At 63.4% G+C, this 23,423-nt stretch carries 18 protein-coding genes; 13 read left to right on the forward strand and 5 right to left on the reverse strand.

Translation table 11 applies throughout. The features are described 5' to 3' along the window. Nucleotides 1-3: 3 nt before the first annotated feature. From edd to AC4K8G_RS11400, 7 genes are all read left to right on the forward strand, one after another. Nucleotides 4-1,818 (forward strand): phosphogluconate dehydratase, encoded by a 1,815-nt coding sequence (edd, locus tag AC4K8G_RS11370; RefSeq protein WP_491734257.1) that lies wholly within the window; start codon nucleotides 4-6, stop codon nucleotides 1,816-1,818. Continuing rightward, nucleotides 1,815-2,780: a glucokinase gene (glk, locus tag AC4K8G_RS11375; protein ID WP_491734258.1), complete on the forward strand. Its 966-nt coding sequence runs from the start codon at nucleotides 1,815-1,817 to the stop codon at nucleotides 2,778-2,780. Before edd ends, glk begins: the two co-directional genes overlap by 4 nt. After that, complete coding sequence (eda, locus tag AC4K8G_RS11380; protein WP_491734259.1) at nucleotides 2,777-3,385, forward strand: bifunctional 4-hydroxy-2-oxoglutarate aldolase/2-dehydro-3-deoxy-phosphogluconate aldolase; 609 nt, start codon at nucleotides 2,777-2,779, stop codon at nucleotides 3,383-3,385. Before glk ends, eda begins: the two co-directional genes overlap by 4 nt. A 62-nt stretch (nucleotides 3,386-3,447) precedes the next feature. After that, nucleotides 3,448-4,299: an N-acetylmuramoyl-L-alanine amidase family protein gene (locus tag AC4K8G_RS11385; RefSeq protein ID WP_491734260.1), complete on the forward strand. Its 852-nt coding sequence runs from the start codon at nucleotides 3,448-3,450 to the stop codon at nucleotides 4,297-4,299. Nucleotides 4,300-4,350: 51 nt separating this feature from the next. After that, nucleotides 4,351-6,942 (forward strand): penicillin-binding protein 1A, encoded by a 2,592-nt coding sequence (locus AC4K8G_RS11390; RefSeq protein WP_491734261.1) that lies wholly within the window; start codon nucleotides 4,351-4,353, stop codon nucleotides 6,940-6,942. A gap of 37 nt (nucleotides 6,943-6,979) precedes the next feature. Next, nucleotides 6,980-8,107 carry a peptide chain release factor 2 gene (prfB, locus tag AC4K8G_RS11395; RefSeq protein WP_491734262.1) on the forward strand — a complete coding sequence of 376 codons (1,128 nt, stop codon included), beginning with the start codon at nucleotides 6,980-6,982 and terminating at the stop codon, nucleotides 8,105-8,107. After that, nucleotides 8,100-8,786, forward strand: coding sequence for a class I SAM-dependent methyltransferase (locus tag AC4K8G_RS11400; protein ID WP_491734263.1), 687 nt, complete (start codon nucleotides 8,100-8,102; stop codon nucleotides 8,784-8,786). Before prfB ends, AC4K8G_RS11400 begins: the two co-directional genes overlap by 8 nt. On the opposite strand, the gene AC4K8G_RS11405 is transcribed toward AC4K8G_RS11400, so the two are convergent. Continuing rightward, nucleotides 8,783-9,187, reverse strand: coding sequence for a JAB domain-containing protein (locus AC4K8G_RS11405; RefSeq protein ID WP_491734264.1), 405 nt, complete (start codon nucleotides 9,185-9,187; stop codon nucleotides 8,783-8,785). The genes AC4K8G_RS11400 and AC4K8G_RS11405 overlap by 4 nt on opposite strands. 133 nt (nucleotides 9,188-9,320) lie before the next feature. On the opposite strand from AC4K8G_RS11405, the gene AC4K8G_RS11410 reads away from it, so the two are divergent. The 3 genes from AC4K8G_RS11410 to AC4K8G_RS11420 all read left to right on the forward strand — a co-directional run bounded on the left by AC4K8G_RS11410 (nucleotide 9,321) and on the right by AC4K8G_RS11420 (nucleotide 10,573). Next, nucleotides 9,321-10,115, forward strand: a complete 795-nt coding sequence (locus AC4K8G_RS11410) for a thymidylate synthase (RefSeq protein WP_491734265.1) — start codon at nucleotides 9,321-9,323, stop codon at nucleotides 10,113-10,115. A gap of 98 nt (nucleotides 10,116-10,213) precedes the next feature. Continuing rightward, complete coding sequence (locus AC4K8G_RS11415; protein WP_491734266.1) at nucleotides 10,214-10,357, forward strand: entericidin A/B family lipoprotein; 144 nt, start codon at nucleotides 10,214-10,216, stop codon at nucleotides 10,355-10,357. A gap of 72 nt (nucleotides 10,358-10,429) precedes the next feature. After that, a complete protein-coding gene (locus AC4K8G_RS11420; RefSeq protein WP_491734267.1) occupies nucleotides 10,430-10,573 on the forward strand; it encodes a hypothetical protein in 144 nt (47 codons plus the stop codon). 78 nt (nucleotides 10,574-10,651) lie between these two features. On the opposite strand, the gene rpoC is transcribed toward AC4K8G_RS11420, so the two are convergent. The 3 genes from rpoC to AC4K8G_RS11435 all read right to left on the reverse strand — a co-directional run bounded on the left by rpoC (nucleotide 10,652) and on the right by AC4K8G_RS11435 (nucleotide 19,816). Continuing rightward, nucleotides 10,652-14,923, reverse strand: coding sequence for a DNA-directed RNA polymerase subunit beta' (rpoC, locus tag AC4K8G_RS11425; RefSeq protein WP_491734268.1), 4,272 nt, complete (start codon nucleotides 14,921-14,923; stop codon nucleotides 10,652-10,654). A gap of 51 nt (nucleotides 14,924-14,974) precedes the next feature. Then, nucleotides 14,975-19,147, reverse strand: a complete 4,173-nt coding sequence (rpoB, locus tag AC4K8G_RS11430) for a DNA-directed RNA polymerase subunit beta (protein ID WP_491734269.1) — start codon at nucleotides 19,145-19,147, stop codon at nucleotides 14,975-14,977. A gap of 264 nt (nucleotides 19,148-19,411) precedes the next feature. Continuing rightward, nucleotides 19,412-19,816: a VOC family protein gene (locus tag AC4K8G_RS11435; protein ID WP_491734270.1), complete on the reverse strand. Its 405-nt coding sequence runs from the start codon at nucleotides 19,814-19,816 to the stop codon at nucleotides 19,412-19,414. A 116-nt stretch (nucleotides 19,817-19,932) separates the two neighbouring features. Between AC4K8G_RS11435 and AC4K8G_RS11440 the strand changes: the two genes are divergently transcribed. Both AC4K8G_RS11440 and AC4K8G_RS11445 read left to right on the forward strand, forming a co-directional pair. Next, nucleotides 19,933-20,805, forward strand: a complete 873-nt coding sequence (locus tag AC4K8G_RS11440; protein WP_491734271.1) for a LysR substrate-binding domain-containing protein — start codon at nucleotides 19,933-19,935, stop codon at nucleotides 20,803-20,805. Between the two features lie 47 nt (nucleotides 20,806-20,852). After that, nucleotides 20,853-21,491, forward strand: a complete 639-nt coding sequence (locus tag AC4K8G_RS11445) for a glutathione S-transferase family protein (RefSeq protein ID WP_491734272.1) — start codon at nucleotides 20,853-20,855, stop codon at nucleotides 21,489-21,491. On the opposite strand, the gene AC4K8G_RS11450 is transcribed toward AC4K8G_RS11445, so the two are convergent. Next, a complete protein-coding gene (locus tag AC4K8G_RS11450; RefSeq protein WP_491734273.1) occupies nucleotides 21,488-22,390 on the reverse strand; it encodes an aspartyl/asparaginyl beta-hydroxylase domain-containing protein in 903 nt (300 codons plus the stop codon). The genes AC4K8G_RS11445 and AC4K8G_RS11450 overlap by 4 nt on opposite strands. A 162-nt stretch (nucleotides 22,391-22,552) precedes the next feature. Here AC4K8G_RS11450 and AC4K8G_RS11455 point away from each other — a divergent pair, with 162 nt between their 5' ends. Continuing rightward, complete coding sequence (locus AC4K8G_RS11455; protein ID WP_491734274.1) at nucleotides 22,553-23,422, forward strand: alpha/beta fold hydrolase; 870 nt, start codon at nucleotides 22,553-22,555, stop codon at nucleotides 23,420-23,422. Nucleotide 23,423: the final 1 nt, after the last annotated feature.

Here is a 23,423-nt window from a genome sequence, read left to right on the forward strand (position 1 = left end):
CTGATGGCGCTGCACTCGACCATCGCAACTGTCACGGACCGCATCATCGAGCGGTCAAAGCCGACCCGACGGCGCTACCTGGAGCTGATGGCCGAAGAAAAGGAGCGGGGGATCAATCGCCCACGCCTGAGCTGCGGCAATTTCGCGCATGGCTTCGCGGCTGCCGGTGAAGACAAGGAGGCGATCAGCCACCTGCGTGGGCCGAATATCGGCATCGTCACCGCCTACAACGACATGCTGTCCGCACATCAGCCCTACGGGCGCTACCCGGAGCAGATGAAGATCTTCGCCCGCGAAGTGGGCGCGACCGCACAGGTCGCGGGCGGCGTCCCAGCGATGTGCGACGGGGTGACCCAGGGCCAGCCCGGAATGGACCTGTCCCTGTTCAGCCGCGACGTGATCGCGATGAGCACGACGGTGGCGCTCAGCCACGGCATGTTCGACGCGGCGGCCCTGCTCGGTATTTGCGACAAAATCGTACCGGGGCTGTTGATCGGTGCGCTGCGCTTCGGCCATTTGCCGATGCTGCTCGTGCCCGGCGGGCCGATGCCGTCGGGACTCCCGAACAAGGAGAAGCAGCGCGTCCGCCAGCTTTACGCTGAAGGCAAGGTCGGCAAGGACGAGCTGCTGAAGGCCGAGAGCCGGTCCTATCACGCACCCGGCACCTGCACATTCTACGGCACTGCCAACTCGAACCAGATGATGATGGAACTGATGGGGCTTCACATTCCCAATGCGGCCTTCATCAATCCGGGCACGCCGCTTCGGCAGGCGCTGACCCGCGCGGCGGTCCATCGGCTGGCCGCGCTCGCAAAGGCGAATGAGAGACCGCTCGCACACGTGGTCGATGAAAAAGCGATCGTGAACGCGATGGCAGGGCTGGTCGCGACTGGTGGCTCGACCAATCACTTCATCCATTTGCCGGCCATCGCTCGCGCGGCCGGCATCCGGATCGACTGGACCGACTTTGCCGAACTGTCGTCTGCGGTGCCGCTGATCGCGCGCGTTTATCCCAACGGGTCAAAGGACGTGAACGACTTCCAGGACGCAGGCGGCATGGCGTTCGTGACTTACACATTGGCGCATGAGGGCTTGATCCACAGCGACACGCTGACTGCCGGCGCCGATTCCATGGAGGCGTGGATCGGCAATCCGGAGCTTCATGGCGAGGAACTCATCTGGAAGCCGGCCGAGGAAAGCGCCGACGTCGATATGCTCCGCCCGGCAAGCGATCCGTTCCTGCCCGACGGCGGAATGCGCCTCGTTCAGGGCAATATCGGCCGCGCCGTCTTCAAGACCAGCGCGGTGGACGAAGAGCGGTGGCTGATCGAGGCGCCGGCGCGCTGCTTCTCCGAGCAAAATGAGGTCCTCGAAGCCTTCAAGGCCGGCGAGCTCGACAAGGATGTTGTGGTCATCGTGCGGTTCCAGGGACCACGCGCCAACGGCATGCCCGAGCTGCATAAGCTGACCCCAACCTTGGGCGTTCTCCAGGATCGCGGGCATAAGGTCGCGCTGGTCACCGACGGTCGCATGTCCGGAGCGAGCGGGAAGGTGCCCGCGGCCATCCATGTCTCGCCTGAAGCGCTTCCGGACGGGCCGCTCGCCAGAGTTCGCGACGGTGACATGATCAGGCTCGATGCGCGGTCGGGGACCTTGGAAGCGGTCGGTGTCGATCTCGCAACGCGTCCGCCGGCCAATTCGCCGCCGCCGCCATCAGGCACCGGCCGCGAGCTGTTCGCGCTAATGCGAATGCAAGCAGGCCACGCGGAGGAGGGCGCCTCCGCGATGCTCGACGCCATGGAAGCGGAGCAAGCGTGAGGCAGGTCGCAGTCGCGGATATCGGCGGAACGCACGCGCGCTTCGCGCTTGCCGGCATAGACGGCGGAAGAGTCGTCTCGCTCGACGAGCCAGAGACCTTGAAGACCGCCGAATATGCGAGTTTCCAGACGGCCTGGGAGGAGTTCGGCCGTCGCAAGCAGGTCGCGCCAACCGACCTCGCGATCGCCTTTGCCGGCCCCGTAGGCGGCGAAATGCTGAAGCTGACCAACAACCCGTGGGTAATCAGGCCGGCGCTGATCAAGGAGCGGCTGGGGGTCGACCGCTACACGATCGTCAACGATTTCGGGGCGGTGGCTTATGCCGTTGCGACCTTGCCCGATGAGGACTTTCAGCACCTTTGCGGGCCCAAGCGTCCCCTGCCCGACGAGGGCGTGATCAGCATTGTCGGGCCTGGCACTGGTCTGGGAGTAGCGGCACTGCTCAAGAAGGCCGACCATTATGAAGTGATCGAGACTGAGGGCGGGCATGTCGATTTCGCGCCGCTCGACAGCTTAGAGGACAAGATCCTGACCCAGCTCCGCCGCCATTTTCGCCGGGTCTCGATCGAGCGCGTGGCGTCGGGGCAGGGCTTGTGGAACCTGTACGAGGCGCTCGGCGCGATCGAGGGGCGCGACCTCAAATTCCACAACGACAAGGAATTGTGGCCGGCGGCGCTCGAAGCGAGCGACAGCCTCGCCACCGCCGCGCTCGACCGTTTGTGCCTGACCCTAGGCGCCGTCGCGGGTGACATGGCGCTTGCGCAAGGGGCCTCGGCGGTCGTGATCGCCGGCGGTGTTGGCCTGCGCATCGCCGATTATCTTCCGCGTTCAGGCTTTCGCGACCGCTTCATCGCCAAGGGCCGGTTCGAGCGCCGAATGGACGAGATGCCGGTGAAGCTCATCACCCATCCGCAGCCGGGTCTGTACGGCGCCGCTGCCGCCTTCGCGAAGGAGCACGGATGACCATCGACGATGTCATGCGCGCCGCGCCGGTGATTCCCGTTCTCGTGCTCGACGGTGAGGAAGACTGGACGAAGCTTGCCGAGGTGTTCGTGGATGCGGGTCTTCCGGTGCTGGAGGTCACGCTGCGCACGCCAGCGGCTCTCGATGCGATCCGGCAGATGTCGCAAGTCCCTGGCGCAGTCGTCGGGGCAGGAACGGTCCTGAACGAAGCGCAGCTTGCCCAGTCGATCGACGCGGGATCGCAGTTCATCGTTTCGCCCGGCCTGACCAATCCGCTTGCGCTGGCGGCGCGTGACACGGGCATTGCGTACCTGCCCGGCGTCGCGACCGCCGCCGACATCATGCGCGGCCTCGATCTTGGTCTCGACCGGTTCAAATTCTTTCCGGCCGAGGCGTCGGGCGGGATTCCCGCCCTAAAGGCGTTGTCGGCCCCATTCTTCAACGTGCGCTTCTGCCCAACCGGCGGTGTTCGGCCCGACAATGCGGCGGAATGGCTCGCGCTGCCGTCAGTACTCTGCGTCGGCGGGACATGGCTTTATCGCGCTGGCGACAGCCTGGACGAGGTTGCCGAGCGCGCCCACGCTGCGTCCGCACTGCGCGCCTAAACTTCCCGTTAACCATATTGCCGTGATACAAGCCTTTTCGTTCAATGACTTGGCGTGATCGAATGAGGGCGATGCTGGAAAGGCGCGGAACGGTTGCCGGCGCGGTCGTTGTTGCCGCGGCGATCGGCGCTGCGCTGCTTGCCTTCGCCAGCGGGAGCGGAGCCGCTTCCCAGTCGAGCCTGACGGTCAACCTGCCGCCCGCCGCAACCGATCGGATTTACGGCGCTCCGCAGGCCCGGGGACGGCCCATTGTGGTGATCGATGCTGGTCACGGGGGCCGCGATCCCGGTGCCCGGAGCGTGTCCGGCGAAGCGTCCGAGAAGGACCTGACCCTGGCACTGGCCCGCGAGCTTCGCGATGACCTGGTCAAACGCGGGCGCGTCCGTGTCGCAATGACTCGCGACGATGATCGCTATCTGACGCTGGAGGATCGGGCGGCGGTGGCCCGGCGCCTCAACGCGGCGATGTTCATCTCCCTGCACATGGACAGTGCGCCCAACCCGCTGGCTCGCGGGGCGAGCGTCTACTCGCTCTCCGACGTGGCCTCCGATCCGGACGCGGCGCGCTTCGCCGCGCTCGAGAACGCCGGGGTCGATATTCGCGGTTCCGATGGATCGGTAGGCTCAATCCTCTCCGACCTAGCGATGCGCGCGCAGATGAGCGCTTCGGCGGATCTCGCGGCGCGCTTTGTCAGCAAATCGACCGGCCGGTTCGAGCTTCGCTCCAATCCGCATCGCTTCGCGGCATTCCACGTGCTCCGCCGCGCCGGATCGCCGGCCGTTCTTTTCGAGGCCGGCTACATCAGCAATGCCGATGATGAGCTGCTACTCCGCTCGCCTGAGCATCGCGCCCAGATCGCGCTCGCGCTGGCGCAGGCCATCGAAGCCGACGTCGCAGCGCATTCGCGGCGTTAACGCGTTAACTCACTTCCCGCTTTTCTTCGAAGCCGCTAGACGCGCTGGCGAATGAAGTTCGAGCGTCTGGCCTTACCTGACTGGCAGCTTCCTGATCTCGTCGCCTTCAACAAGAGGGTTCACGAGCGGGTCGATCCCTGGTGGGAGGAGAAATGGGTCCGCCGTCTGACCTGGACAGGGCTGGGTTTCTTCACCTTCTTCGCGCTGGTCTGGATTTATTTCGCGAGCGGCCTGCCTTCCTCGCAAACGCTTTTGGCCTACCAGCCGCCCCTGCCAACCAACGTTCGCGGATATGACGGGACGCCCGTCCAGACCTTCGCGCGCGAGCGCCGCGTCGAGCTCAGCTACGACGAATATCCGCCACTCGTCATTCACGCGTTCATCTCGGCGGAAGACAAAACCTTTTTTACCCACGGGGGCATCGATTACCTTGGGCTGCTCGGAGCGGTCGCCGACTTCACGACCAAGAGCGTCACCGGGGGCGGCAGGGCCAAGGGCGGGTCGACCATCACCCAGCAGGTCGCAAAATACCTCCTTAAGGACTCAAGTTACAACATCGGCCGCAAGGTTCGTGAGGCGATCCTGGCTTTTCGGCTGGAATCGACGCTTTCCAAGCAACAGATCCTTGAGCTTTACCTCAACTCGATCTTCCTCGGCCGCAACGCTTACGGGGTGCAGGCCGCGGCTCGCGCCTATTTCGACAAGGACGTCAATGAACTGACCTTGCCCGAAGCGGCCTACCTGGCCGTCCTTCCCAAGGCGCCGGCCAATTACGATCCCGTGCGCGCAACCCAAAAGGCGCTCAACCGGCGCAACTATGTCCTCAAGGAGATGTACAAAAACGGCTACATCAAGGAGGAGGAATGGAAGGCCGCTGCCGCAACGCCGCTCGGCACGATCCGCTACGGCAGCAGCGAGAAATTCCGCCAGCAGGGCGGCTATTTCATGGAAGAGGTGCGGCGCGAGCTGATCAAGCGGTTCGGCGAGAATGCCGATAGCTCCCCCAACAGCCTTTATGCCGGGGGCCTGTGGGTCCGGACCTCGATGGATCCCAAGCTGCAGGATGCAGCCGCGCAGGCACTTCGTGAGGGCCTCGCGCGGTTCGACGGTGGTCGCGGATGGCGCGACACTGGCCTCAGCGTCGATCTGTCGAAGGATTGGGCAGGGCAGCTCGATCGCGCGAAGGTCGGCGTGGGCTTCCCCGATTGGTCGAAGGCCGTCGTGCTGTCGAAGGATGCCGGCGCTGCGACCGTTGGCTTTACCAACGGTTCCCAAGGCACGCTTCCCGCTTCCGCTGCATCGATGGCGGTGCGCGGCGTTGGTGGCCAGGCTTTCGACTCATTGAAGCCCGGAATGGTCGTCATCGTGAAGCAGACGGGTCCGGGCTCGTACCAGCTTCGCTCAGTGCCCGAGATCGGCGGCGGAATGGTCGCGGAGGAAGTGCACACCGGCCGGGTCCTTGCGATGCAGGGCGGCTTCGACGTCATTGGGTCGAGCTACAATCGCGCGACCCAGGCGCTTCGCCAGCCTGGCTCGGCGTTTAAGCCGATCGTCTACGTCACCGCGCTGCAGAACGGCTTCACGCCAGCGACCATCGAGCTCGATGCCCCATTCTGCGTTTGGCAGGGTGCGGGACTCGGCAACAAATGCTTCGTCAACTTCGACCGCCGGTCTGCGGGACCGCATACGCTGCGCTGGGGCGTTGAGCAGTCGCGCAACCTGATGACGGTCCGCGCCGCTTCGACGGTCGGCATGCCGAAGATTACCGACACCGCCCGCAAGATGGGCGTCGGTGATTACGGCAATTACCTGTCCTTCGCGCTCGGCGCTGGTGAAACAACTGTTTTGCGGCTGACCAACGCCTATGCGATCCTTGCAAATCAGGGCCGGTCGGTGAAGCCGACCACGATCGATTACGTCCAGGATCGGTCGGGCAAGATCATTTATCGCTCGGACAATCGCTGCGCGGTGATGGGCAATTGCAACGCGCCCGATTGGGACGGAAAGGCAATGCCGCGGCCGCCAAACCGGACGAAGCAACTGCTGGATCCGATGGCCGCATTCCAGATGGTGCACATCATGGAGGGCGTTATCCAGCGCGGCACTGCGACGGTGCTCCGCGACCTCAACCGGCCGCTGTTCGGCAAGACCGGCACCACGAACGGTCCGACCAACGTTTGGTTCGTTGGCGGCACGCCCGACATCGTCGCAGGCGTCTACCTAGGCTACGATCAGCCCAAGCCGATGGGCGGGTATGCGCAGGGGGGCCGGATCGCAGCACCGGTATTTAGGGAATGGGCACAGACCGCGCTCAAGGACCAGCCCAAGGTTCCGTTCGTCGCGCCGCCCGGCATCCGCTGGGTGCGGATCGATCGCGCGACCGGAAAACGGGTCTATGGCGTATTTCCAACAACGGAAGATCCGAAGGCGTCGGTGATCTGGGAAGCGTTCCAGCCGCAGACCGAACCGCGCCGCTCGTATCGGGGCGCCAGCGGCGATCCTTATGGGCAGGAGGAAGATGCCCAGGTGCAGCCAACCCCTCGCCAGGCGACGCGGCCAAGGGCAGCAGTACCGCAGGCCGCCCCGCCTGCGTCTACGGCGCCGCAGCCACCTGCTGGCTTGCCAACGCAGAACGGCGTCTAATAGGGCCTGACGCGACACTAGTGACGGAAGCTTGACGATGCGCGCCGAAGCGCAGGCCCATATCGACCAGATCAATGCCGCGACCGCATTGCTGCGCCGGTTCCTCGATTGGGACCGGGCGGTGAAGCGGCTCGAGGAGCTTAACGGGAAGGTCGAGGACCCGACGCTTTGGGACGATCCCAAGGCGGCGCAGGAGGTGATGCGCGAACGTCAGCGGCTCGAGCAGGCGATGGGCGCGACGCAGGCGATCGAGCGCGAGCTTTCCGACACGGTCGAGCTAATCGAAATGGCCGAAACCGAAGGCGATGACGGCCTGGTCGACGATGGCGTGAACTCGCTCGCCGAGCTTGCGGGGCGGGCCGAACGCGACAAAGTCGCCGCGCTGCTCGCCGGCGAAGCGGACGCCAACAGCAGCTATATCGAGGTCAACGCAGGGGCAGGGGGCACCGAGAGCCAGGATTGGGCCGGTATGCTGCAGCGCATGTACACGCGCTGGGCCGAGCGCCACGGCATGAAGGTCGAGCTGATCGACCATCATTCGGGCGAGCAGGCGGGGATCAAGTCGGCGACGTTGCTGGTGAAGGGCGAGAATGCCTATGGCAACCTCAAGACCGAAAGCGGCGTTCACCGGCTGGTCCGCATCAGCCCCTATGATGCCAACGCGCGCCGGCACACGAGCTTCGCCAGCGTGTGGGTCTATCCCGAGGTTGATGACGACATCGACATCCAGATCAACGAAGCCGAGCTCCGGATCGACACCTATCGCGCATCGGGGGCCGGCGGACAGCATGTGAACACTACCGACAGCGCGGTCCGGATCACGCACATCCCGACCGGCATTGTCGTCGCCTGCCAGAACGAGCGATCGCAGCACAAGAACCGCGCATCTGCGTTCAAGCAGCTAAAGGCGCGGCTTTACGAGGCGGAACTCCAGAAGCGCGAAGCCGAGGCGAATGCGGCCAATGCCGCGAAAACCGACATCGGTTGGGGTCACCAGATCCGCTCGTACGTCCTCCAGCCCTATCAGCTGGTCAAAGACCTGCGCACCGGGGTTACTTCGACCGCGCCGAGCGACGTGCTCGACGGCGACCTCGACCGGTTCATGGCCGCGGCCCTGTCGCAACGCGTCACGGGCGAGAAGATTGAGGTCGAAGACGTTGAATAGGGCGGCTGCGTTTGTGCTGGTCGCGGCGCTCGCGTCGTGTCGGGCGACGCCGGGCGAGCCCACATTCCCGGACGCTCATCGCGAGGTTGCGCCGATCGTCGGCGGCACCTTCTCGACCGAAGATGCCCGCGACCGGCTGGGTGAAGCCGAGCAGGTGATGGAACTGGCCGGCGTCAAGAAGGGCATGTCGGTCGCCGACGTCGGCGCGGGCGAGGGCTATTATACCATTCGCCTGGCGCGCGTCGTCGGCGCGAAGGGCCGCGTGCTTGCCGAGGACATTCTCCCCGACGTTCGCGATACGCTGAGCGACCGCGTGCAGCGCGAAAGCCTCGACAATGTGTCGGTAAAACTGGGCGCGCCGGACGATCCGATGCTTCCGGGGCAATCCTTCGACCGCGTGTTCCTTGTCCACATGTATCATGAGGTGGAATCGCCTTACGCGTTCCTGTGGCACCTGCGCGACGGGGTGAAGCCGGACGGAGAAGTGGTGGTGGTCGATTCCAACCGCCCGGTGAAACAGCACGGAATCCCGCCCAGGCAACTGCAATGCGAGTTCGCGGCGCTGAACATGACTCCGGTCAGGTTCAGCATGCTGACCGGCGGTGAGGCTTACCTCATTGCGTTCAGGGCGGCTGGCCCGAAGCCCGCGCCGGACAAGATCAAGGCCTGCGAGAGCTAGAGCAGCCCGATCGCGCGCATGCTGGTGCACTGCATTCCGCCGAACACCAGATGGTCGAGCAAGGTGCAGTCGAGCGCCTCGGCGGCAACCGCCAGGCGCCGGGTTGCCCTGCAGTCGGAATCGCTGGGCCGCGCATCGCCGCTCGGATGGTTATGCGCAAGGACGATGCCTGCGCTTCCATGCTCCGTCGCGTCGGCCATGATTGACCGCAGCGGGAATGGGGCGCCGCCGTCGTCGCCGGCATAGCGCGCCACGTGAACGCAGCGCGCCTGATCGTCGACATGGGCGACCCACAGGCTCTCGCGGGTCAGGTCACCGTCGGCCAGGCAGCCCGCGAAAAACTCGCGGGCCGCTCGGAGCCCGTCCAATTTCAGCGGGAGTTCGGCACGCTGATACCGCATGGGCGCAACCTACGCCCGGCACGGTAAAGCGGCTATTTGAACCGCGTTCGTTTTGGCGGGAATCAATCATCCGAATTGGATCGACCTATTCGGTCTTGGACGGCGTTGGCCTGCGGGTTAGGGTGATTCCGCGATGCGCCAATATCTCGACCTCATGCAGCGGATTCTCGACGAGGGCGTCGAGCAGCAGGACCGCACGCGGACAGGCACCTTGTCCTGGTTCGGGGCGCAGATGCGCTTCGATCTCGCCGACGGCTTCCCGCTGCTGACGACGAAGAAGCTTCACCTGCGCTCGATCATCGTCGAGCTGTTGTGGTTTCTCCGCGGCGACACCAACATCAACTGGCTGAAAGAGCGCAACGTCCGCATCTGGGATGAGTGGGCGGACGAGAACGGCGACCTCGGCCCCGTCTACGGCAAGCAGTGGCGCGATTGGGAAAGCCCGGACGGCAAGCATATCGACCAGATCGCCAACCTGGTCGAACTGATCCGCAAAGATCCTTACTCGCGGCGCCAGATCGTCACGGCCTGGAATCCGGGGGAGATAGGCCGGATGGCCCTGGCTCCCTGCCACTGCCTGTTCCAGACGCAGGTCGCGGCGGGCCGGCTGAACCTCCAGCTCTACCAGCGCAGCGCCGACATCTTCCTGGGCGTGCCGTTCAACATCGCATCTTACGCGCTGCTGACGCACATGCTGGCGCGCGAATGCGGGCTTGAGCCCGGCGTGTTCGTGTGGACGGGCGGCGATTGCCACCTTTACTCCAACCACCTGGATCAAGCGCGGCTGCAGCTCAGCCGCGACCCCAGGCCGTTACCTCAGCTGGTGATCAAGGATCGCGGGCAGGGGCTGCTCGATTATGAGAGCGACGATTTCGTGTTCGAGAATTACGAGCCCCACCCGCACATCTCGGCCCCGGTCGCTGTCTGAGGACGCTCCGCCGATAATGGCTGGGAAGATTCCGGCGCCGGAATGGAGCGCAATGGCCTGAGCCGCGTTTGAAACCCCCGTTAGACGAGGAGAACACCATGTTTCAGAAGATCGTCACGGTTGCCATTCTTGGCGCCGCGCTCGCCACGGCGGCGTGCAACACGGTTCGCGGCGCAGCGCGCGACGTGAACTCGGTCGCCAACTGCACTGAGAACGCCATCAACGGCAGCACCCGCTGCTAGGCTCGTTCAGCCAGTAGACAAACGGCCTTGCCTACGGCCATGATCGTTCCACACCCATAACGGAGGAGCATCATGGTTCAGAAGCTGGTTGCGGTTGCGTTGGTTGGCGTTTGCCTGGCCGTCGCCGCCTGCAACACGGTGCGCGGCGCCGCCCACGACGTGAGCTCGGTCGCGAACTGCACCGACAACGCCATTCATGGGCAGAACTGCCGCTAAGGCGTTTGTCGCTCAAACAGAAAACCCCGCCGAAGCATCTGCTCCGGCGGGGTTTTTATTTGTCCGAAGACTAAGGCCTTAGTCCTGGAGGTAGTCGCCCGCGTCGGCGTCGAGCCCGTGCCCGCTCGGCACCACCTCGCCCAGCGGATCATCGCCGGTACCGGCGCTATCACGAGGCGAGCGCGCGTTTTCCGCAGCGCGAAGCTCTTCGGCTGAATCCGGCGCAATGAGCGCTTCCTGCATGCGGCGCTGAGCTGCGCGGAGAGCCGTATCGCGCGACGAGGCAGCAACGCGCAGGCGGTTCATGCCCGCGCCCGTGCCCGCCGGGATAAGCCGGCCGACGATCACATTCTCCTTGAGACCCTGGAGATTATCGACCTTGCCCTGCACAGCGGCTTCGGTGAGAACGCGCGTGGTTTCCTGGAACGATGCGGCCGAGATGAAGCTGCGGGTCTGCAGGCTCGCCTTGGTGATGCCCAGGAGCACCGGCTTACCTTCGGCCTTCTTCTGCTTCTTCTCGAGCTTGGCGTTGGTTTCGTCCATCTCGTCACGATCGACTTGTTCGCCGGCCAGCAGCGTGGTGTCGCCGCCATCCGTGATCTCGACCTTCTGCAGCATCTGGCGAACGATCACCTCGATGTGCTTGTCGTTGATCTTCACGCCCTGAAGTCGATAGACCTCCTGGATTTCGCTCACGAGATACTCCGCGAGCGCGACCACACCGAGCACTTCCAGGATATCGTGCGGATCAGGCGAGCCGCCGACGAGGTTGTCGCCGCGCTTCACGAAGTCGCCTTCCTGGACTTCGATCATCTTGGCCTTCGGGACCAGATATTCGACCGGCTCCGAACCGTCCTCGGGAACGATAGCGATCTTACGCTTCGCCTTATAGTCGCGCATGAAGGTGACCTTGCCGCTGACCTTGGCAATGATCGCATTCTCCTTCGGCTTGCGCGCCTCGAACAGCTCCGCAACGCGCGGCAGACCGCCCGTGATGTCGCGGGTACGCGCGGCCTCCCGCGGCATACGCGCCAGCACTTCGCCAGCCTCGACCTGCTGTCCGTCCTCGACCGCGACGATCGCTCCGGCGGCGAGCCGGTAGACGCCGTCTTCGCCCTTCTTTTTGCCGGTCAGCGTCAGGCGCGGGTGCGGGGTGTCCTTCTTCGACTTGGTCGTGTCGTCGGTGACCACGCGCTGCGTAATGCCGGTCGATTCGTCGACCTGCTCCGTCATCGTCCGGTTCTCGATCAGGTCCTGGTACTTCACGGTACCGGCCTTCTCGGTGATCACCGGGCTAAACGACGGATCCCACTCCGCGATGCGGTCGCCGCGACTGACGATGTGCCCGCTCTCGCATAGCAAGTGCGCGCCATAAGGCACGCGGTGCGTGGAAAGCTCACGGCCATCCATGTCGAGGATGGCGATCTCGCCCGAACGGGACAGCGACAGGTGCCGTCCACGCGGATCGACGATCGTCGGCATGTCGCGGAACTCGATCGTGCCGTCGACCGGCGCTTCGAGATTCGACTGCTCGTTAAGCTGCGCCGCGCCACCGATGTGGAAGGTCCGCATCGTCAGCTGGGTGCCAGGCTCACCGATCGACTGGGCGGCAATAACGCCGACCGCCTCACCGATGTTGACCGGCGTTCCGCGCGCCAGGTCACGGCCGTAGCATTTGCCGCAAACGCCCTGCTTCGAGGCACAGACCAACGGCGAGCGGATCTTCACGCCCTGGACTCCGATGGCCTCGATCTGCGCGACCATTGCCTCGTCGAGCAGGGTGCCCTCAGGGATGGCGATCTTGTCGGTCTTCGGATCGACGATGTCTTCTGCAGTCGTGCGGCCGAGCACGCGGTCCGCGAGCGAGGCGATCATCGCGCCGCCCTGGACGATCGCCCGCATTTCGAGCGCCTGATCGGTTCCGCAATCCTCCTCGATGATCACGGCGTCCTGCGACACGTCGACGAGACGGCGGGTCAGGTAACCCGAGTTGGCCGTTTTGAGCGCCGTATCCGCGAGACCCTTGCGGGCGCCGTGGGTCGAGTTGAAGTATTCAAGAACGGTCAGGCCTTCCTTGAAGTTCGAGATGATCGGCGTTTCGATGATCTCGCCCGACGGCTTGGCCATGAGGCCGCGCATGCCCGCCAGCTGCTTGATCTGGGCCTGCGAGCCACGAGCGCCCGAGTGGGCCATCATGTAGATCGAGTTCAGATCAGCCTGGCGGCCGTTGTCGAGCTTCGGCGTCGCCGAAATTTCCTTCATCATCGCGGTTGCGACCTGGTCGCCGCAACGGGACCAGGCGTCGATCACCTTGTTATACTTTTCCTGCTGGGTGATCAGACCGTCCTGATACTGCTGCTCATAGTCCTTCACGAGCGCGCGAGTTTCCTCGACGAGGTTCTCCTTCGCCTGCGGGATGACCATGTCGTCCTTGCCGAACGAAATGCCGGCAGCGAACGCGTGGCGGAAACCGAGCTGCATGATCGCGTCGGCGAACAGCACCGTCTCCTTCTGGCCCGTGTGGCGATAGACGATGTCGATGACGTCGCCGATCTCCTTCTTGGTCAGCACGCGGTTGACCGTCTCGAAGGGCACCTTGTGGCTCTTCGGGAGCGTCTCGCCGAGCAGCATGCGGCCTGCGGTCGTCTCGAACCGCTTCATGTAGGTGTTACCCTCCTCGTCCGTTTGCGGAACGCGGCTGATAATCTTTGAATGAAGCGTGACGGCTCCTGCGCTGAGGGCCTGGTGAACCTCGGCCATGTCGCTCAGCATCATGCCCTGGCCCGGCTCATCATCCTTCTCGAGGCTGAGGTAATAGAGGCCAAGCACCATGTCTTGCGACGGGACGATGATCGGCTTGCCGTTGGCGGGCGAGAGGATGTTGTTGGTCGACATCATCAGCACGCGGGCTTCGAGCTGGGCTTCGAGGCTCAGGGGCACGTGAACGGCCATCTGGTCGCCGTCGAAGTCGGCGTTGAACGCGGCGCAGACCAGCGGGTGAAGCTGGATCGCCTTGCCCTCGATCAGGACCGGCTCGAACGCCTGGATGCCCAAGCGGTGGAGCGTCGGCGCGCGGTTCAGGAGCACGGGATGCTCGCGGATCACCTCATCGAGGATGTCCCAAACTTCCTTGCGCTCCTTTTCGACCCACTTCTTCGCCTGCTTGAGGGTCATCGAGAGACCCTTGGCGTCGAGGCGCGAGTAGATGAACGGCTTGAACAGCTCCAAGGCCATCTTCTTCGGCAACCCGCACTGGTGGAGCTTGAGCTCCGGACCGGTGACGATGACCGAACGCCCCGAATAGTCGACGCGCTTGCCGAGCAGGTTCTGACGGAACCGGCCCTGCTTGCCCTTCAGCATATCGGACAGCGACTTCAGCGGACGCTTGTTGGCGCCGGTGATGGTGCGGCCGCGACGGCCGTTGTCGAACAGGGCGTCGACCGCTTCCTGGAGCATGCGCTTTTCGTTGCGGACAATGATGTCCGGCGCGCGCAGCTCCATCAGGCGCTTCAGACGGTTGTTACGGTTGATCACGCGGCGATAGAGATCGTTGAGATCCGACGTCGCGAAGCGGCCACCGTCGAGCGGCACGAGCGGGCGAAGCTCCGGCGGAATGACCGGAACGACTTCCATGATCATCCATTCGGGGCGGTTGCCGGACTCGAGGAAGCTCTCGACGACCTTCAGGCGCTTGATGATCTTCTTCGGCTTCAGCTCGGACTTGGTCTCGGCCAGTTCCTTGAGCAGCACTTCTTTTTCACCGGCGAGGTCGAGGTCCATCAGCATGTGCTTGACGGCCTCGGCGCCGATTCCGGCCGAGAAAGCGTCTTCGCCATACTCGTCCTGCGCGGCAAGAAGCTCGTCCTCGGTCAGCAGCTGGTACTTCTCGAGCGCGGTCAGGCCCGGCTCGATCACCACATAGCTCTCGAAATAGAGGATGCGCTCAAGCTGCTTCAGCTGCATGTCGAGCAGCAGGCCGATGCGGCTCGGAAGCGACTTCAGGAACCAGATGTGCGCGACCGGAGCGGCGAGCTCGATATGGCCCATGCGCTCGCGGCGGACCTTGGATACGGTCACTTCCACGCCGCACTTTTCGCAGACGATTCCCTTGTACTTCATGCGCTTGTACTTGCCGCACAAGCATTCGTAGTCCTTGATCGGACCGAAGATGCGCGCACAGAACAAGCCGTCACGCTCAGGCTTGAACGTGCGATAGTTGATCGTTTCCGGCTTCTTGATCTCACCGAAGGACCAGCTGCGGATCTTGTCAGGCGACGCGATGCCGATCCGGATCTCGTCGAAGGTTTCCGGCTTGGCGATCGGGTTCGCGAAGTTCGTCAGTTCGTTCATGTCTAGCTCCTGACCCCTTCCGCCTGGGAAGGGGCCCAGTTGATCCTTGAATTATTCGGCGGCGAGAGCGGCTGGCTGTTCCGCGTCCGGGTCCTCGATGCTGTCGAGCTCGACGTTGAGGCCGAGCGACCGCATTTCCTTGACCAGCACGTTGAAGCTTTCCGGAATGCCGGCTTCGAAGGTGTCGTCACCCTTGACGATCGCTTCGTAGACCTTGGTCCGGCCGATCACGTCGTCCGACTTGACCGTCAGCATCTCCTGGAGCGTGTACGCCGCGCCGTAAGCCTGGAGCGCCCACACCTCCATTTCACCGAAGCGCTGGCCACCGAACTGGGCCTTACCGCCCAGCGGCTGCTGGGTGACGAGGCTATATGGGCCGATTGAACGCGCGTGGATCTTGTCGTCCACTAGGTGGTGCAGCTTCAGCATGTAGATGTAGCCGACCGTTACCTGCCGATCGAAGGGAGTCCCTGTGCGGCCGTCGTACAGCGTGACCTGGCCCGACGTGTTGAGACCCGCCTTCTCCAGCATTGCGCTGACGTCCGGCTCGCGTGCGCCGTCGAACACCGGGGTGCCCATCGGGACGCCGGCGGTGAGGTTGGAGGCAAGCTCCATCACCGAATCGTCGTCGCGGGCGTCGATCTCCTTGGCATAACCGTCGCCATAAACGTCCTTGAGCTTGGCCCGGATCGCTTTGACGTCCTTGCCGGCGACGTCCTTGCCGCGCTCATGCATGCCATCGAGCATTTCCTGGATCTGGCGACCCAGGCCGCGCGATGCCCAGCCGAGGTGCGTTTCGAAGATCTGGCCCACGTTCATGCGGCTCGGCACGCCGAGCGGGTTGAGCACGATGTCCGCATGGGTCCCGTCTTCGAGGAACGGCATGTCCTCGATCGGCAGGATGCGGCTGATCACGCCCTTGTTGCCGTGACGGCCGGCCATCTTGTCGCCCGGCTGAAGCTTGCGCTTCACCGCAACGAAGACCTTGACCATCTTGAGCACGCCCGGCGGCAGCTCATCGCCGCGCTCGAGCTTCTCGACACGGTCCTCGAAACGCCGGTTGATGACATTCGCCGCCTCATCGTACTGCGCTTTCAGCGCTTCGATGTCGGCTTGGCGCTTGTCGTCCTTGACCGCGATCTTCCACCATTCGTGACGATCCGCGCCTTCGAGGGTCGCGTCGTCCAACGTCGCGCCCTTCTTGATACCCTTCGGTGCCGCGGTCGCGGTCTGCTTCAGCAGCATCTCGCGAAGACGCGAGAAGGTCGCGCGGTTGAGGATGCCGCGTTCGTCGTCGGCGTCCTTCTTGAGCCGTTCCTTCTCTTCGGTCTGAATCGCCCGCGTACGGTCATCGATGTCGATGCCGTGACGGTTGAATACGCGCACTTCGACTACCGTGCCGGAAACACCCGGCGGGAGGCGGAGCGAGGTGTCGCGGACGTCTGAGGCCTTTTCACCGAAGATGGCGCGGAGAAGCTTTTCCTCCGGCGTCATCGGGCTTTCGCCCTTCGGGGTGATCTTGCCGCAGAGGATGTCGCCCGGTTCGACCTCAGCACCGATGTAGACGATGCCCGCCTCGTCGAGGTTGCGAAGCGCTTCCTCGCCGACGTTCGGGATGTCGCGGGTGATGTCTTCGGGCCCGAGCTTGGTGTCGCGGGCCATGACCTCGAACTCTTCGATGTGGATCGAGGTGAAGACGTCGTCCTTCACGATCCGTTCGGAGATCAGGATCGAGTCCTCATAATTGTACCCGTTCCACGGCATGAACGCGACGAGCACGTTCCGGCCGAGCGCGAGTTCACCATATTCGGTCGACGGACCGTCAGCGATGATCTCACCGGCTTCGACCGTGTCACCGACCTTCACCAGCGGGCGCTGATTGATGCAGGTGTTCTGGTTGGAGCGCTGGAACTTCATCAGTGTGTAGATGTCGACGCCCGATTCACCCGGCTTAAGGTCGCCGGTAGCGCGGACGACGATACGGGCGGCATCGACCTGGTCGACGATGCCTGAGCGGCGCGCGCCGATGGCTGCACCCGAATCGCGCGCAACCGTTTCCTCCATGCCGGTGCCGACCAGCGGCGCCTCGGCCTGGAGCAGTGGCACCGCCTGGCGCTGCATGTTCGAACCCATCAGCGCGCGGTTGGCGTCATCGTTCTCGAGGAACGGAATGAGTGACGCCGCCACCGACACCAGCTGCTTGGGGCTGACGTCCATCAGCGTGATCTGGTCGCGCGGGGCGATCAGGAACTCGCCGTTGCGGCGGGCCGAGATGATTTCCTCGGCGAACGTGCCGTTCTTCGTAATCTCGGCGTTCGCCTGGGCGATGGTGTGCTTCGCCTCTTCCATCGCCGACAGGTAAACGACGTCGGTCGTCACCTTGCCGTCGACGACCTTGCGGTACGGCGTCTCGATGAAGCCGTATTTGTTCACACGGCTGAAGCTGGCGAGCGAGTTGATGAGGCCGATGTTCGGGCCTTCCGGAGTCTCGATCGGGCAAATGCGGCCATAGTGAGTTGGGTGCACGTCGCGCACCTCGAAGCCCGCGCGCTCACGGGTGAGGCCGCCCGGTCCAAGCGCCGAGACACGGCGCTTGTGGGTGACTTCCGAGAGCGGGTTGGTCTGGTCCATGAACTGCGACAGCTGCGATGAGCCGAAGAACTCGCGAACCGCGGCGACCGCCGGCTTCGCGTTGATGAGGTCGTTCGGCATGACCGTCGACACATCGACGCTCGACATGCGCTCCTTGACCGCACGCTCCATGCGCAGAAGGCCGACCCGATACTGGTTTTCGAGCAATTCGCCGACCGAACGGACACGGCGGTTGGCGAGGTTATCGATGTCGTCGATTTCGCCCTTGCCGTCCTTGAGGTTCACCAGTTCCTGGACGACCGCGAGGATGTCTTCCTTGCGCAGCGTCGTGACAGTGTCCTCGGCATCGAGGCCAAGGCGCATGTTCAGCTTAACGCGGCCGACCGCGGACAGGTCATAGCGCTCAGGGTCGAAGAACAGGCCATAGAACAGAGCATCCGCGGTCTCGCGCGTCGGCGGCTCGCCGGGGCGCATGACGCGGTAGATGTCGGAGAGGGCGCTGTCCCCGTCCTCGCTCTTGTCGGCCTTCAGCGTGTTGCGGATCCACGGACCCGTGTTGACGTAGTCGATGTCGAGCAGCTCAAGCTTCTTAACGCCCGCCTTGTCGAGTTTCGCGAGATTCTCCTCGCTGACTTCGTCGCCGGCTTCGATGTAGATCTCACCGGTCTTCTCATTGATGAGGTCGTAGGCCGAGTAGCGCCCGAAGATTTCCTCGGTCGGGATGATGAGGTTCTTCACCCCATCCTTGCCGGCCTGGTTGGCGCGGCGCGGCGTGATCTTCTCGTTGCCCTTAAAGATAACCTCACCGGTGTCGGCGTCGACGACGTCGTGCGTTGGCTTCTGGCCACGCCAGGCCTCAGCCGAATAAGGAATCTGCCAGCCGTTTTTGCCACGCGTGTAGATCACGCGCTTGTAGAAGGTGTTGAGGATTTCTTCGCTCGACATGCCAAGCGCATGGAGGAGGGCCGTCACCGGCAGCTTGCGCTTGCGGTCGATACGGACGTTGACGATGTCCTTGGCGTCGAACTCGAAGTCCAGCCAGCTGCCGCGATAGGGAATGACGCGCGCCGCGAACAGGAACTTGCCGCTGGCGTGGGTCTTGCCGCGGTCGTGGTCGAACAACACGCCCGGCGAGCGGTGCATCTGGCTGACGATCACGCGCTCGGTGCCGTTGATGATGAAGGTGCCGTTCATGGTCATGAGCGGCATGTCGCCCATGTAAACGTCCTGCTCCTTGATATCGATGACCGACTTGGCTTCGGTCTCGGGATCGATCTCGAACGTGGTCAGGCGCAAGGTGACGCGCATCGGCGCGGCATAGGTCAGCCCCCGCTGGCGGCATTCGTCGGTGTCGTACTTGGGGTCTTCGAGCTCGTAATGATCGAAGTCGAGGTGTGCGGTGCCGGCGAAGTCGACGATCGGAAACACCGAGCGCAGCGTCTTCTCAAGGCCAGAGACGTAGCTCGTCTTGGGGTCCGAACGAAGGAACTGTTCGTAGCTTTCGCGCTGAACCTCGATGAGGTTCGGCATTTCCGAAATCTCGTGGATGTTCCCGAAGATCTTGCGGATGCGTCGCTGATTGACCTTGTTCGCGCTCTTATGACGAGGCGCGTCGATCGCTTTGGTGGCCATGTGCTTCCCTGCGCTATGCGGAGCACGCGCTGATCGAGCGCCCCGCGATGGTTTTCCGGCGTTGGCCGGATCATGTCTGGAGCGCGGTCCCGGTTTCCCTCTCCAATGCGTCTGGTCCGTGCGCCGTTTCGGACCCTGTCCCGGAGAGGACGGGAAAAGCCCCGGGCGCACGTCACCGTGCGGCGGAGCCGTCTATTTGTTGGATAGGGCCGATATAATCCTATTTCCCCGCTTGTGAAGGGGGGAAGTGGCAAATCTTCGTTATCAATCGTTCTTGAGCTCGTTGAACTCCAGAACATTGCCGTCAGGATCACGCAGAAAGCAGGTCAGACGGCGCCCCCAATCGACCGGCCCTTCAGTGATGGCGACACCTTCGCGCTTCGCCCAATCGAGCACGGCCTGGAGTGAATCCACCACAAACGCGGCATGCGTATAGCCGGGCCATTTGACGGGCTCGTCTAGCAGCACGTTGTTGGAGCGTTCGATGCCATTGAAGATGAGGTTGATGCGGCTGCCATCGTCGGCAACGATTTCAGCCACATCGTTGTCGCTGAAATCGGGGTCGATCCGAAAGCCGATCTCTCGATAGAACTCGAGCGCCTTCGCGGGGTCAGTGACGCGGATCCCAACATGGTCGTAACCGCGAAACTCGAACGGGTGATTTGTCATGACCGGCCAGATGGGGTCTATCGCCCTTCCTCAAAAGCCGGACTTCCTCACACGATCATTGAATAAAACTCACAGAGGATGCAGATCGGACCGCGATGCCGGTGCGGCCGCCCTCATTGAGATCGATCGCAGCCTTCGATGCGGCGGCCCGCCATGCGAGCTTCACCAAGGCAGCCGCCGAACTCAACCTCACCCCGGGCGCGATTAGCCATGCGATCAAGGCGCTGGAAGAGCGGCTCGATCAGACGTTGTTCGAGCGGAACGGACGGACGGTTGCGCTGACCCCAGCAGGGCTGACCCTGGCCGCGAAAGTAAGGGTCAGTCTCGGTCTGCTCTCGGACGCATTCGAAACGACACCCTGGCGGGCGCTGGATCGGCTGGTCGTTTCGACCACCGGCTCGATCGCCCAGAAGATACTTCTGCCTCGCCTTGGAGAGTTGCAGGCTTCCATTCCGGCGGCTCGTCTCGACATCCGGACGACCGACGCGCTCGCCGACTTCGATGAGGGCATCGACCTTGCCATCCGCTTCGGTCCCGGCGGATGGCGCGGCCTTCAGAGCCGCAAACTGGCGGAAGAGCGACTGATCCCGGTGGTCGGCGCGACATATCGGCCTCAAGACCGTCCAAAAAGTCAGGCCGAACTCGCAGATCACCGTTTGATCCACCATGCCGAAAGCGGCTGGCGGCTATGGCTCGATCCCGCGCAGCCCGATCCGACCCGGACTGCAAGCGCGCTCTTCCTGGCGGACCAAGCACTAGTGATCGACGCTGCGGCGGCCGGCCATGGCGTGGGCCTGGTGCGCGAGCGACTGGCCGACGAGGAACTCCGCTCAGGCCGCCTTGTCCAAATTCTGGATCGAACGGTGCCGGCCGAATATGCATATTGGGCGGTGTGGAGCGCCAGTTCGCCCAAGCTATCTTTGATCGAAGCATTTGTAGAAGCGGCCGCGGCGATTTTTGGAATTGAACTTTATTCAACTCACCGATGAATTGATCTGGCTGTTCGCGTCGCCACGCGCCGGGCATGCCACGGTCCATGACCAAGCCATTGATCCTCTACTACGCGCCGACAGCTTGTTCGATCGCGCCCCACATTGCGATCGAAGAAATCGGCGTTCCATTCGAAGCGCGTCGCATTGACCTCGGGAAAGGCGAGCAATCGTCACCGGAATTCCTTGCGCTAAGCCCGCTCGGCCGCGTTCCGACGATGATCATCAACGGCGAGGCAGTCACCGAAGTGCCGGCGTTGCTCACTTACGTGGCGAGCCTGAATCCAGCCGCGGGCCTGACGCCTCCGCCAGGCAGCCTCGCATATGCGCGCTGCTTCGAATGGCTCGGGTTCCTGGCGAGCAGCCTCCACGTCGCCTACGCGCAGTTCCGGCGCCCCCAGCGCTTTCTTCCGGAAGAATCGCATTCGCGTGACGAGTTGGTCGAGCAGGGCCGTGACAATACGATCCGCTTCTATCGGGAAGTCGAGCGGCGCCTGATAGGCGGCTGGGCCGCCGGCGACGCTTACTCGATCGCCGACATGAACCTTTTCCCGTTCTTCACCTGGGCATGGCGCCTGGATTTCGACGTTCGCGCCGAATGCCCGAAATGGGCTGCGTTGTTCGATCGGGTGAAGGACCGTCCGGCGGTGCAGCGCGCGCTCGAGCGCGAGGGGATTAGCGTTTAGCCCCGCGCGGCGCGCGAGAGGATTCCGGATGTGACCGTGCCGCTGACTCGCGCCGGCGGGGCGCCAAGCGCCATCTGAAAGATCAGGGCTTCGAACATCCCCTGCAGCGGCCATTCGTTTTTCAGAAGGCACTCGTTGCCACCCAACTTGGCGGCGTCTGCCCGTGCCGTGTCGATCAAGCCGCTATAGGTCGGCCGACCAGCCTCGCTGGTTCCGAATTCAGCCCATGCCGCCGCCCAATCCTGCGCAAACTGCTCCATCCGGTCGAGCACCGGCGCCAGCTTGGGATCCGGACGAGCGTGATCCTTCAGAAAGGTGAGATGGCAGCGCAATTCCCACGGCGACATCACCGTTGGCGAGTTCATCATCTCGAACTTGAGTTGGCCCCCGCGCCCTTCGCCGGGCTTAACCTCGCGCGCGTCCGTGGTCCCCGCTTTTGCTGACGCCATCAAAGCAGGCAGATTTCCGCCGCCCACCGTGTCTAGCACCAAGTGAATGCGTTGTTCGGAGCCCTTGTTCTCCACCTTGTGACGGCGGAAGCTGTCGAACGCCCAGCACGAGCCGGCCTCCATGTGCACAGCTTCCTCGCCACAAGTGAAGGTCACACCTGGATTCGTGATCACCGGGATGTGCAGCCGGAGGTGGGTTCGCCAATAATAATGCGTATCTATGTGCAACGGCACGTCGGCGCCGGCCGCCAGACCCATGAGGCGACTGCGTCCCCAGACGCCGCCGATCTCGGCCATGATTTCCTGAATGTACGGGCACAGGCGCAGCTGCGGGGTAGGGGCCATCTGTCCGCTGAAATCGTCGGTCTGCTGACCCCCGGGACTGACCAGGCGCACCGCCTCGTTTCCGACAAAGCCCGTCGGGTGCGCGCTCCAGGCGAGATCGGGCAAAGCGCGAACCTCAGCCGCGAGTGCGTCCGGATCGAAGCGAATAGGAAGCTTCAGGAAGGGGGTGTCGAGGCGCATTTTGCTCGTCATGGTTTTCGCAGCGTGGGGAAGCTGAATCAAGACTTCGAGCTTGATGCGCGTTCAAAGGTTGGCGCACATCGGCTGATGGCAACCAAACACAACGGATATGATGACCGTTACCTGGTAGTGCAGGACGGGCTTCAGCTGCATTATCGAGACTATCGCGGCAGTACTGACCGGCCCCCTGTGCTCTGCCTCCACGGCCTAACCCGCAACGCACGAGACTCCGCTGAGCTCGCTGATCGGCTGTCACCCCAGTTTCGCGTGATCGCGCTCGATTTTCGTGGGCGGGGGGACAGCGACTTCGATCCAGATCCGACCCGCTATAACGCCCTGGTTTATGCCAACGACACGATCCAGCTGCTCGATGAGCTGGACATAGATCAGGCAATCTTTGTCGGGACGTCCCTGGGCGGGCTTGTGACAATGCTGATTGCGACGACCTCGCCTCAACGCATTGCCGGTGCGATCTTGAATGATGTCGGCCCCGAACTCGACGCGGCGGGCTTGGACCGCATTAAATCCTACGTCGGTAAAGACCTGCGCTTTGCAAACTGGGATGAGGCGGCGGACGTGATCGCGGCGAATAATGGCAATCTTCCTGCCAGCAACACTCACGCAGACTGGGTGAAGGCCGCCCGGCGGTCGTGCCGGGAAGAAGCCGGCCAGATCCGCTACGATTATGACATGGCGATCGCGAATGCCTTCAGCGCCGTGAACAGTTCAGCGAAGGTCGATCTGTGGCCGATGTTCGGCGCATTGGCGCAAAAGCCGTTGCTGATCGTCCGCGGAGAGAAAAGCGATCTGTTGGCGCCCGCCGCGTTCGAACGAATAAAGGGCGTCGGGCCGACCACGCGGTCCGTAGTCGTTCCCGGCGCTGGTCATGCACCAACGCTAAGCGAGCCCGAAGCGATCGCGGCAGTCGACGCCTTCCTCGCGGGCATCGCGCCATAGA

Source organism: Sphingomonas sp. SP3 (genome assembly GCF_058514305.1).

Bases quoted from the DNA above. Each gene is read 5' to 3' on its own strand.
- edd (WP_491734257.1), top strand. From the start codon at position 4: ATGGCGCTGCACTCGACCATCGCAACTGTCACGGACCGCATCATCGAG.
- eda (WP_491734259.1), top strand. From the start codon at position 2,777: ATGACCATCGACGATGTCATGCGCGCCGCGCCGGTGATTCCCGTTCTC.
- AC4K8G_RS11385 (WP_491734260.1), top strand. From the start codon at position 3,448: ATGAGGGCGATGCTGGAAAGGCGCGGAACGGTTGCCGGCGCGGTCGTT.
- AC4K8G_RS11390 (WP_491734261.1), top strand. From the start codon at position 4,351: ATGAAGTTCGAGCGTCTGGCCTTACCTGACTGGCAGCTTCCTGATCTC.
- prfB (WP_491734262.1), top strand. From the start codon at position 6,980: ATGCGCGCCGAAGCGCAGGCCCATATCGACCAGATCAATGCCGCGACC.
- AC4K8G_RS11405 (WP_491734264.1), bottom strand. From the start codon at position 9,187: ATGCGGTATCAGCGTGCCGAACTCCCGCTGAAATTGGACGGGCTCCGA.
- AC4K8G_RS11410 (WP_491734265.1), top strand. From the start codon at position 9,321: ATGCGCCAATATCTCGACCTCATGCAGCGGATTCTCGACGAGGGCGTC.
- AC4K8G_RS11415 (WP_491734266.1), top strand. From the start codon at position 10,214: ATGTTTCAGAAGATCGTCACGGTTGCCATTCTTGGCGCCGCGCTCGCC.
- AC4K8G_RS11420 (WP_491734267.1), top strand. From the start codon at position 10,430: ATGGTTCAGAAGCTGGTTGCGGTTGCGTTGGTTGGCGTTTGCCTGGCC.
- rpoC (WP_491734268.1), bottom strand. From the start codon at position 14,923: ATGAACGAACTGACGAACTTCGCGAACCCGATCGCCAAGCCGGAAACC.
- rpoB (WP_491734269.1), bottom strand. From the start codon at position 19,147: ATGGCCACCAAAGCGATCGACGCGCCTCGTCATAAGAGCGCGAACAAG.
- AC4K8G_RS11435 (WP_491734270.1), bottom strand. From the start codon at position 19,816: ATGACAAATCACCCGTTCGAGTTTCGCGGTTACGACCATGTTGGGATC.
- AC4K8G_RS11445 (WP_491734272.1), top strand. From the start codon at position 20,853: ATGACCAAGCCATTGATCCTCTACTACGCGCCGACAGCTTGTTCGATC.
- AC4K8G_RS11455 (WP_491734274.1), top strand. From the start codon at position 22,553: ATGGCAACCAAACACAACGGATATGATGACCGTTACCTGGTAGTGCAG.